The following is a 10,203-nucleotide window of genomic DNA, read 5'->3' as shown; positions in this document are numbered from 1 at the left end:
ACCCTGCGAGTGACCGAGCACCGCATCAGGCTCGACACCCACAGACGCCCACACCGCCGCCAACCCCACCATCACCGCAAAGCTCGCGGGCTGCACCACGTCCACCCGCTCAAGCAGCGCGGGCTCGACCTCACCCCGTAGGACGTCGACAAGCGACCAGTCCACCCACCGCTCCAAAGCGGCAGCACACTCCGCGACCCGCTCGACGAACACCGAAGAGGAATCGAGGAGTTCGCGCCCCATGCCCACCCACTGCGAACCCTGCCCGGGGAACACCCACACCACCTTGCCCGGCACACCTCCGCTGCCGGTCACCAGGTTCGGTCCGCTCTCGCCCCGCGCGAGCGCCCGCAGCCCGGCCAGCGCCTCCTCGCCCGAGTCGGCCACCACCACGGCACGCTCGCCGAGGACGGCCCGACCCGACACCAAGGCCCGGGCCGCGCCCGCCAGCGACACCCCGTCGGCGCCGGACTCCACGTACGACACGAGACGACCGGCCTGCCCCGCCAGCGACCTCGGGCTCCGCGCCGACACCACCAACGGCACCGCGCTCGCGGAAGCAGCCCCTGCCTGGACCGGCTCCTCGGGGGCCTCCTCCAGGATCACGTGCGCGTTCGTCCCGCTCACACCGAACGACGACACCCCCGCCCGCCGGGGACGCCCGTTGCGCGGCCACTCCCGCGCCTCGGTGAGGAGTTCCACCGCGCCCGCCGACCAGTCGACCTGGGGGGTGGGCGCGGCCACGTGGAGGGTCGCCGGGAGGACGCCGTGCCGCAGCGCCTGCACCATCTTGATCACACCGGAGACACCGGCGGCGGCCTGCGTGTGCCCGAGGTTCGACTTCAACGAGCCGAGCCACAGGGGCTGTTGCGGGTCCCGGTCCTGTCCGTACGTCGCCAGGAGCGCCTGGGCCTCGATCGGGTCGCCGAGGGCCGTGCCGGTCCCGTGGGCCTCCACCGCGTCCACGTCGGCCGGCGCGAGCCCGGCGCCTGCGAGCGCCCTGCGGATGACGCGCTGCTGTGAGGGACCGTTGGGGGCAGTGAGGCCGTTGGAGGCGCCGTCCTGGTTCACCGCGCTGCCGCGCAGCACGGCCAGGACGTGGTGGCCGCGTTCCCGCGCCACCGACAGGCGCTCAAGGACCACTACGCCCGCGCCCTCGGCCCAGCCGGTGCCGTCCGCCGACGACGAGAACGCCTTGCACCGGCCGTCGGGCGCGAGGGCCCGCTGCCGGGAGAACTCCACGAAGGTGCCCGGCGTCGCCATCACCGTCGCGCCACCGGCGAGGGCCATCGAGCACTCGCCCTGCCGCAGCGCCTGCGCGGCCAGGTGGATCGCCACGAGGGACGACGAGCACGCCGTGTCCACCGTGACGGCCGGGCCCTCGAAGCCGAACACGTACGACACCCGGCCCGAGGCCACGCTGCCCGCCGAGCCCGTGCTGGCGAAGCCCTCCACCTCGGGTGCGACGACGCCGGTGCCGGTCGCCCCGTAGCCCTGGCCGAACACGCCGGAGAACACCCCGACGTCGGAGCCCTTCAGCGACAGGGGGTCGACGCCCGCCCGCTCCAGGGCCTCCCATGAGGTTTCCAGGAGCAGCCGCTGCTGCGGGTCCATCGCCAGGGCCTCGCGCGGCGAGATGCCGAAGAACCCGGCGTCGAAGAGGCCCGCCCCGCGCAGGAAGCCGCCCTGGTCGGTGTACGAGGTGCCCGCGCGGTCCGGGTCCGGGTCGAACAGGCCCTCCAGGTCCCAGCCGCGGTCCTCGGGGAAGCCCGACACCGCGTCCCGGCCCTCGGCCACGAGCTGCCACAAATCCTCTGGGCCCGCCACGCCGCCGGGCAACCGGCACGCCATCCCCACGATGGCGAGCGGTTCGCCGGGGTCGGCCGCCGGGACCGGCTCGGTCACCGGCTGCGGGACCCCGAGGATCTCGGCGCGCAGCCGGGCCGCGAGGGCCTCGGGGGTGGGGTGGTCGAAGACGACGGTGGTGGGCAGCGGCAGGCCCGTGCTCTCTGTCAGCCGGTTGCGCAGTTCGACGACGGCCATCGAGGTGAAGCCCAGGTCGCGGAAGGCCCGGTCGGACGGTATCGGTTCGGACCCTGACCGGTGCAGCACCGCGGCGGCCCGCGTACGGACCAGGTCTTCTAGGAGCGCCCGCTGCGCACGCTCGTCCAGCGCGGCGAGGCGCTCGCGCAGGGCCGCCGCGACGGCGTCGTCGGGCTCGCTCCGCCGGGGCTGCGGTTCCGTCAAGGTCGCGAGCAGGGTGGGGAGTCGAGAGCTGTCGGCGAGCGCGCTCGGGTCGAGGGCCAGGAGCGTCGGCGGGTTCGTGGTCAGGGCGAGGTCGAACGCGGAGAGGAGCGGGCTGCCCGCCCACGCCGTGTCGGCCCCTCCTGCCCGGATGTCGACCCCGTCGGCCCGGGCGAGGAACGTGCCGGGCAGGTTCCGCAGCCGCCGGTCACGCACCACCGCCTCGGTCAGGGCTCCGTCGACGGCCGCCCCGAGGCGGTCGGGCGTGCCGAGCGGCGCGGCCGTATGGGACACGGCGACGAAGGCGGCGAGTCCGTTCGCCGCGGTCATCTCGTCGAGAAGCAGGGCCAGTTCGGGGTCGTCGGCGGCGTGCACCACCGCGCTCACCGGACGGGGCAGGTCGGCGAGCGCGGCCCGCAGCTGCTCCGGGTGCTGCCCGTCTGCGGCCACCCGGACGATGTCCGCCCCCGGGGGAGCGGGCGCGGTCGGCGTACCGGCGCTCCCCGGGGTGTCGACGAGGAGCAGGCTCTCCACCTGGTGGACCGTGACGAGCCGGTGCGCGAGTGCCGCGCCGTGCTCCGTGTCCGCCCCGGTGACCACCACCGTGCCGGTGGCTCCGGGCCAGGCCTCCGCCCCCGGCCCGTCCGTCCCCCGCCCGTCCGCCCCCGGCCCGTCGGCCACCGGCAGTCGACTCGGTCGCGGCGCGAGGAGGGCGCCCGCACGCACCGCGATCCGCGGCTCGCCTGTCGCGAGCGCGGCGCACAAGATGTCCGGGTCCGCGTCGGCATCCAGGTCCAGGAGGGTGAGCGACCCCGCACCCCCCTCCTGGAAGGACGGGACGACGGCCCACAGCGGAGCTGCGGCCAGGTCCTGCCGATCGTCCTGCGCGCTGGCCACGACCGCGGCGCGGGTGAGCACCACGAGGCGGGCCGCGGCCGACTCCGGACGTTCCAGCCAGGACCGCAGCTCGTCGGCCCACAGCCGCGCGCCCTCACGGCCGACGGCGATCGCCTCCCGCGCGCCCCCCGGTGCCGCCGGGGCCGACGGCCGTACGACGCCCGTTACCGGCGGCCGTACGACGACCGTCACCTCGGGAGCCGCGTCCTCGTCGGCCGCCGCGGCCCGGACCGCCGCCAGGTCCGGGTAGTGCCGTACGTCGGCGCCCGCGGCCTTCAGGGCCGTGCCGAGTCCGGCCGCCGCCGGGCCGACCACCGCCCAGTCCCGGGCCGGGGGGCCGGGGTCCGCCGGGGCCGCGACCGAGGCCCAGTCGAGGCTCAGCAGCCCCTCGTGGTGGCCGCTCGCCGCGTACCGCAGTCTGCTCGGCCGGTCGGCAAGGAGGCGCCGCCGCGTCTTGCCCGACGCGGTCCGCGGGATGCCGGTGACCTCGTGGATCCGCTCCGGCACCTTGTACACGGAGAGCCGTTCGCGGCACCGGTCGAGCAGCGTCGCGGTGTCGAAGCCGGCGGGTCCGGGGACCACGTACGCGACGGGCACCTCCCCGAGCGTCGCGTGCGGTGCGCCCGCGACGGCCGCGTCGGCGACGCCCTCGACGGTGCGCAGGACCGCCTCGATCTCCTCGGGGTGGATGTTCTCGCCGCCCCGGATGACGAGTTCCTTGATCCGGCCGCGGATGGTGAAGTAGCCCGCGTCGTCGCGCCGGGCCAGGTCGCCGGTCCGGTACCAGCCGTCGCGCAGTGCCTCGGCGGTGGCCTCGGGGCTGTTGTGGTAGCCGACCATGACGTTCGGCCCGCTGACCCACACCTCGCCCTCCTGCCCGGCGGGGACGTCGAGGCCGGTGCCGGGGTCGACGACGCGGACGCCGACGCCCGGCACGGGCAGGCCGCAGGAGCCGTCGACGCGGGCGCCGTCGGGCGGGTTGATGGTGATGGCCCCGCAGGTCTCGGTGGAGCCGTAGGCGTCGACCAGCGGCACGCCGAAGGTGTCCTCGAACTCCCGGCGCAGGCCGGGCCCGGTGACCGCGCCGCCGACGAGGCCGATCCGCAGGGCGGGCGCGGAGAAGCCGTTCTGCCGGGCGGCCGTCACCAGGTGGTGGTACGTGGTGGGCACCCCGGCGAGAAACGTCGCGCCGCCCTCGCGGAGCGCCTCGATCACGTCGTCCGCGGAGCTGCCGTCCATGATCCGGGCGGTGGCGCCGACCACGGTGACGGACAGGACGCACGCGATGTGGGAGAGGCTGTGGAACAGCGGGAGCGGCCAGAGCACCCGGTCCCGGTCCGTGAGGCCCGGTATCGGCACGTAGCAGGAGGCCACGGACCACAGGCAGTTGCGCTGCGTCGACAGGACGCCCTTGGGCCTGCCGGTCGTCCCGGAGGTGTAGAACATCCAGGCCACGTCGTCGAGGCCGAGGTCGTCCCGGGCGGGCACGGGCGGCTCGGTGACGGCGAGTGTGTCGTACGCGTGCGCTCCCGGCACCTCGGGGGCCTCGCCGGTCACCAGCAGCGTGGTGGCGGGGTCCACGGCGGCCGAGCGCCCCAGGCGCGCCGCCTGCGCGGCGTCGGTCATGACCGCCGTGGCGCCGCTGTCGGCCAGTACGTACTCCAGTTCGGCAAGGGCCGAGGCCGGATTGACCGGCACGCCGATGCCGCCGGCGCGGACGACCGCGAGGTAACTCTCCACCGTGGAGACGGTGTTGCCGAGGCAGATGGCCACCCGGTCGCCGCGGGCCACGCCCAGGTCCGCGAGGTGACCGGCGAGCCTGCGCGTCCGCGCCTCAAGGTCTGCGTAGGTGACCGCCCGCCGGTCGTCCTCGAAAGCCACCTTGTCGGGGAAGCGGGCCGCGTTCTCCAGGAGGGCGACGGGCAGCGGCTTGATGAGGTCGGTGCGCACGATGCCGCGGTTCCTTTCGGAGGGAGAAAGGGAGAAGGGGACTCACCAGGAGACGGGCAGGCCCTTCACGGCGAAGACGGAGCCCTTGAGCCGGAGCGGCACCTCGTCCGTGGCGACGGCGAGGCGCAGGTCGGGAAATGCCCCGAGGAGAGCCGCGATTCCGGCGCGCAGTTCGACGCGGGCCAGGTTCTGGCCCAGACACTGGTGGATTCCGTAGCCGAACGCCACGTGCCCGGCGGTGTCGCGGCCGATGTCCAGTTTTTCGGGGCAGGTGAATTTCGCGGGGTCGCGGTTGGCCGCGGGCAGCGAAACGGTCACGGTGTCGCCCTTCTTGACCGTCTCACCGTTCAGCTCTATGTCTTCGAGGGCGGTCCGGTAGGTGTGGTACTGGTTGACGGTGAGATAGCGCAGGAGTTCCTCGACCGCGGTGTCGAGTTTCTCCGGATCCGCGCGGAGCACCGCCAGTTGTTCCGCGTGGTGGAGGAGCGCGAAGACGCCGACGGACAGCGCGCTCTCCGTGGTCTCGTACCCCGCGAACAACAGCAGGACGACGATGTTGCACAGCTCTTCCGTGGTCAGCTGACCGTCCGCTGTGAGGCGGCTGAGGAGGTCGTCCCCGGGATTCTTCCGCTTGCGCTCGATGACTTCGACGAAGAAGGCACCCGCCTTCTCGAAAGCGGCGGCCACTTCCTGCGGATTCGCGTCCGGGTCGTGCAGGAGCGTCGGCGCGTGCTCGTAGTGCTCGCGCTCGTCGTAGGGCAGCCCGACCAGTTCGGAGAGCACCCTCAGGACGAGCGGCCTGGCGAAGGTCTCCACCAGGTCGGCGGGCGACCCGTGCGCGCGCATCACGTCGATCTGCTCGGCGGCCACGGCCTCCACGCGCGCCTTCAGGCGGCTCGCCCTGCGGACGGTGAACTCCCCGGTCAGCAGCCGTCGGTAGCGCGTGTGGTCGGGCGGGTCCATGTGGATGAACATCCCGGGGATCTTCGGATGGTTCGGCACCAGCTGCCCTTGGTGGGTCACTGGGAAGTGCCCGATCTCCGTGCTGTGGCTGAACCTCGGGTCGCCGAGGACCTCGCGCACCACTTCGTGGCCGGTGGCGATCCAGCCCTCGTGCCCGTCCGGGTAGGTCATGCGCGCCAGCGGCCGCTCGGCACGCAGCGCGTCGAACACGGCGGGAGGATCGAACTGATGGGTCCGCGCCCACGGCACCTCATAGGAAATCGCGTCGCTCATGGAAATCCTCCCGCTCGGGGTAAAGTCCCGCATGCGCTGCGGCTCGCGAAAACGTCGGCCAAGGGCGCGAACACGGGGTCATGGACCAAGCAGCGGAATTCCGGAGACACGGGATGCGCACCGCGCGCATGCTGCTTGAATCTCTGTGGCCAGGCTAGTCGAGCGGTGTCGGCGCGGAATCCCCCAACCTGGTAGGGCCGGGGTGGCCAAGTCGGCGACGGCTAGCGCCCGTTGGTCATAGGGGTGGGGAAACGGTTCCGGCGGCCGGGGAGTGCAGGGGCGGCGGGACGCCCGTCGACGAGCGGGACGGGCCGCGGCCTTACGGAGACTACTCACGTTGGTGATGGCCCCGCCGTACCCCGTGGGCAAAAATGATCAGGCTTCGGACATGCCGGGCGTCGGCGGAAGGGCCATTCATTCATGACGACAGCTGCAATTCAGCGTGCGCTGACACCCACCGAGAAAATCTATGCCGACGTGGAGATGTACGTGGGCTACACGGTGCGTACCGTCGGCCGACTGGATCCGGCTGCGCTGCGGACCGCCTACGCGGCGGTGTGCCGCGCGCATCCGCAGCTCGCCGCCCGGCTCGTGGCCGACGACGGCGGGCTCGCCTTCGTGGAGTCCGGCGCCCCGCCCGAGGTCCAGATCTGCGCGGGCGACCCCGACCACCCGCTGACCGGCGTGGAGTTGGACGAGTACCGGATGCTGAGCGCGCTCAACGTGGTGCGCGACGGCAGCGAGGCGAGCGTGACCCTGCTGACCCATCACAGCATCGCCGACGCCCACCACTCCATCGAGCTGCTCTCGGCCCTGTGGGCCTGCTACGCCGACGTGGTCCGGGGCGCGTCCGTCGACCTGCCGCGCCGGCCGTACCCGCGGTCCCTCGAGGACCTTCTCGCCGAGCGCGGCATCCACCGGGCCGCGTCCGGCGAAGGCGGCGCGTCGGCGCCGTTGAAGACCGTGACCGAACTGCCCGCCTCCGCACGGATCCCGATAGTCCGGCACGTGGTGCAGCACCGCCTGAGCGAGGATCAGACGACGGCGCTCGCGGAGCTCGGCCACCGCGAGCAGGTGACGCTCAACGGCCTCCTCTCGGGCGCCGTCCTCCTCGTCGAGGCCGAGGTCCGGGGCCTGCCGGTGTCCGAGCTGCTGTTCCGGTACACGGTGAACCTGCGCAACCGCCTCACTCCCCCGATCGGCCCGACCGAGGGGACGAACGTCGTCGGGGGCGGCCTGTTCAAGGCCGCCGACGACGTCGAACCCAGCGCCGTCGCCATCGGCAGGGCGCTCGGCGAGCGGCTGCGGGCGGGCCTCGCCGACGGCTCCATCCAGCGCAGCCTCCTGGACATGGTCACCCAGCCCGCGCCGCACGCGAAGCCGCGCGCCGCGGGCCCGGCTCCCGCCGTGGTGAGCGTGTCGAACTGGGGCGTCGTGCCGACCCTGCGGACGCCGGACGGCCTGCTCCTCACCAACTTCCACTCCTCCTCGCGCAGGAAGGTGGCCCCCGGCGAGTTCGCGGCCATCGGCGGCTATGTGGCCACCACCTTCGACCGCCGCATAGGGATCGACCTGGCGTGGCCCGAGGGGGACGCGGAGCTGCCGAGGCGTCTGGACTGCCTGCGGCAGGTGCTGAACCGCCTGACGTCGCAGGCCTGACCACCACCCACGCCCCCCACACACCACCACACACACGAACACGACGCTGCCGGAGCCCCGATGCCAGGGGCTCCGGCAGCGTCACGCGGCGGCCCGTCACCTACCAGGTGACCGGCAGCCGGTGCACCCCGTAAGGGATGACCAGGTCGTCCCGCATCGGTACGTCCCCGGCGGGCACCGCGAGGCGCAGGGCGGGGAACCGCGCGAACAGGGCCGGGAAGGCCACGCGCATCTCGACGCGCGCCAACTGCATCCCCAGGCACTGGTGCACGCCGTACCCGAACCCCAGGTGCCCCACGGCACCGCGCCGGATGTCGAGCGTGTCCGGGTCGGCGAAGCGGGCCGGGTCACGGTTGGCGGCCTGCACCGAGAACGCCACCGACTCACCGGCCCTGACGACCTCCCCGGCCAGTTCGACGTCCTCCAGCGCCGCGCGGGAGCCGGTGTGCACGACGCTCATGTAGCGCATCAGCTCCTCGACGGCACGGTCGGCGAGGTCCGGCCGCTCGCGCAGGGCCGCCAGTTGGTCCGGGCGCTCCAGGAGCGCCCACGTGCCCAGGGCCAGCATGTTCGAGGTCGAGTCGACGCCCGCGTGCATCATGACGGCGCACAGGCCCACCAGTTCGTCCTCGGTGAGGTCGGACGTGGTCAGATCGCTCAGCAGGTCGTCGGCGGGCGCGGCACGCTTGGCCGCCACCAGCTTCCGGAAGTACTCCTGCATGTCGGCGTACGTCATCTCGACGTACGCGGCGACGTCCGCCTCCACGGCTGCGGCGTCGTCGGTCCCGCGGACCGGCGGGTGGAAGGTGGCGCGGTCCTGGAGCGGCACGCCGAGCAGGGCGCAGACCATCAGCGTCGGCACGGGGCGGGCGAAGAACTCCAGCAGGTCCAGCGGGCCGCCGTGCCGCTCCATGGCGTCCAGCTTGCCCGCGACGATCTCCTGGGCGCTGCCGGTGAGCCGGCGCATCCGGCGCATGGTGAACTTGCCGGCGAGCAGCTTCCGGTAGCGCGTGTGGTCCGGCGGGTCGATGTGGAGCATGTCGCCGGGCAGCGGCGGGAACCCCCGGCCGATGTCGGCCAGGGGCCAGTGCCTCCTGTCGTTGCGGTGGCTGAAGCGCGGGTCGGCGAGCACGGCGCGCACCACCGCGTGACCCGTGGCCAGCCAGCCGACGTGGCCGTTCGGGAACTCCATGCGGGTCAGCGGGGCCCGGTCGCGCAGCGCGGCGAGGCCGGGGGGCGGGTCGAACGGGCAGCCGGCCGCGCGGGCGGTGGGCAGGCCCGTCGGCGTGGCGGGCGTCTCGGTCATGTCGGCACCCTCGTGCGCGGGTCCGGGGGCGCTCAGTCGCGCGCCGCCTCGAGGAGCCAGATCGGCAGCAGCGTGGCCCCGCTGTCGTCGGTGTCGAGCTGCCCTCCCTCGTAGTCCTTGCGCAGGGGCTCGTCCAGGACGGTCGTCGTCAGGTGCTGCGCGCGGAGCGTGGTGATGGACCAGCCGGGGCCGCTGAAGGCGTCCCTGATGGTCTCCTCGGTGATCGGCTCGGGACCGGCAGCGGCGCCGCGGGAGCACCACTGGAGCAGCCGCCCGCCGGGCCGCAGGACCCGTGCGATGGCGTCCGCGTACGCGCGGCGCTGCTTCGGCCCGAAGCAGTGGAAGACGAGGCTGCTGGTCACCGTGTCGAACTGGTTCTCGTAGCCGTCCAGGCTCGTCGCGTTGCCGACGGCGAAGGTGACGTCGGCGCCCTTCTCCGCGGCCCGGGCGCGCGCCTTCTCCACGGCGGTGGGCGCGACGTCGAGGCCGGTCACGCGATAGCCGCACCGGGCCAGGTGGATCGCGTTGTCACCCACGCCGCTGCCGATGTCGAGGACGTCGCCGGACACCCGGCCCGCCCTTTCCAGTTCGACCAGGACCGGCTGCGGTCCGCCGATGTCCCAGGGCATCCGCTCCAGCACCACGCCCTCCACCAGGGAGCTGGTCCGATACGCGCGTTCGTAGTCCAGGGTGGTCGCGTCGAAGTGCTGGTATGCGTTGTCGTCGGTCATCCCGGTCCGTCCCTGTCGTCGACGATTGGCTGGTGACGTCTCCCAGGGTGAGGCAGCGGCGGCCCCTAGGAGCACCCCTCAACCTGGTAATTTTCCCCGGCGCTCCGGAATTCACCGGAATTCCGGCCGCGCGCGGCCGCCGCGGAATTCCGCTTTTGCACGGCGCGTGTTTGTACGGCA

At 73.3% G+C, this 10,203-nt stretch carries 5 protein-coding genes; 1 reads left to right on the top strand and 4 read right to left on the bottom strand.

The features are described from left to right. Positions 1-5,091, bottom strand: a 5,091-nt coding sequence (locus IG74_RS52865) for a type I polyketide synthase (RefSeq protein ID WP_199818916.1), incomplete at its 3' end; no start/stop codon positions are given. Positions 5,092-5,133: 42 nt separating this feature from the next. Beyond that, positions 5,134-6,327 carry a cytochrome P450 gene (locus IG74_RS0132490; protein WP_030684546.1) on the bottom strand — a complete coding sequence of 398 codons (1,194 nt, stop codon included), beginning with the start codon at positions 6,325-6,327 and terminating at the stop codon, positions 5,134-5,136. A 420-nt stretch (positions 6,328-6,747) separates the two neighbouring features. Here IG74_RS0132490 and IG74_RS0132485 point away from each other — a divergent pair, with 420 nt between their 5' ends. After that, positions 6,748-7,986 (top strand): phthiocerol/phthiodiolone dimycocerosyl transferase family protein, encoded by a 1,239-nt coding sequence (locus tag IG74_RS0132485; protein WP_030684545.1) that lies wholly within the window; start codon positions 6,748-6,750, stop codon positions 7,984-7,986. A gap of 100 nt (positions 7,987-8,086) precedes the next feature. Here IG74_RS0132485 and IG74_RS0132480 read toward each other — a convergent pair whose 3' ends face one another. Together IG74_RS0132480 and IG74_RS0132475 are read right to left on the bottom strand one after the other, a co-directional pair. Beyond that, positions 8,087-9,292, bottom strand: coding sequence for a cytochrome P450 (locus IG74_RS0132480; RefSeq protein ID WP_030684543.1), 1,206 nt, complete (start codon positions 9,290-9,292; stop codon positions 8,087-8,089). A gap of 32 nt (positions 9,293-9,324) precedes the next feature. Further along, positions 9,325-10,023, bottom strand: a complete 699-nt coding sequence (locus IG74_RS0132475) for a class I SAM-dependent methyltransferase (protein ID WP_051855790.1) — start codon at positions 10,021-10,023, stop codon at positions 9,325-9,327. Positions 10,024-10,203: the final 180 nt, after the last annotated feature.

The organism is Streptomyces sp. NRRL B-1347, from assembly GCF_000720325.1.
Taxonomy (GTDB): domain Bacteria; phylum Actinomycetota; class Actinomycetes; order Streptomycetales; family Streptomycetaceae; genus Streptomyces.
The sequence above is the reverse complement of the archived record's forward strand: the minus strand, read 5'-3'. Positions and strand labels throughout refer to the sequence as shown.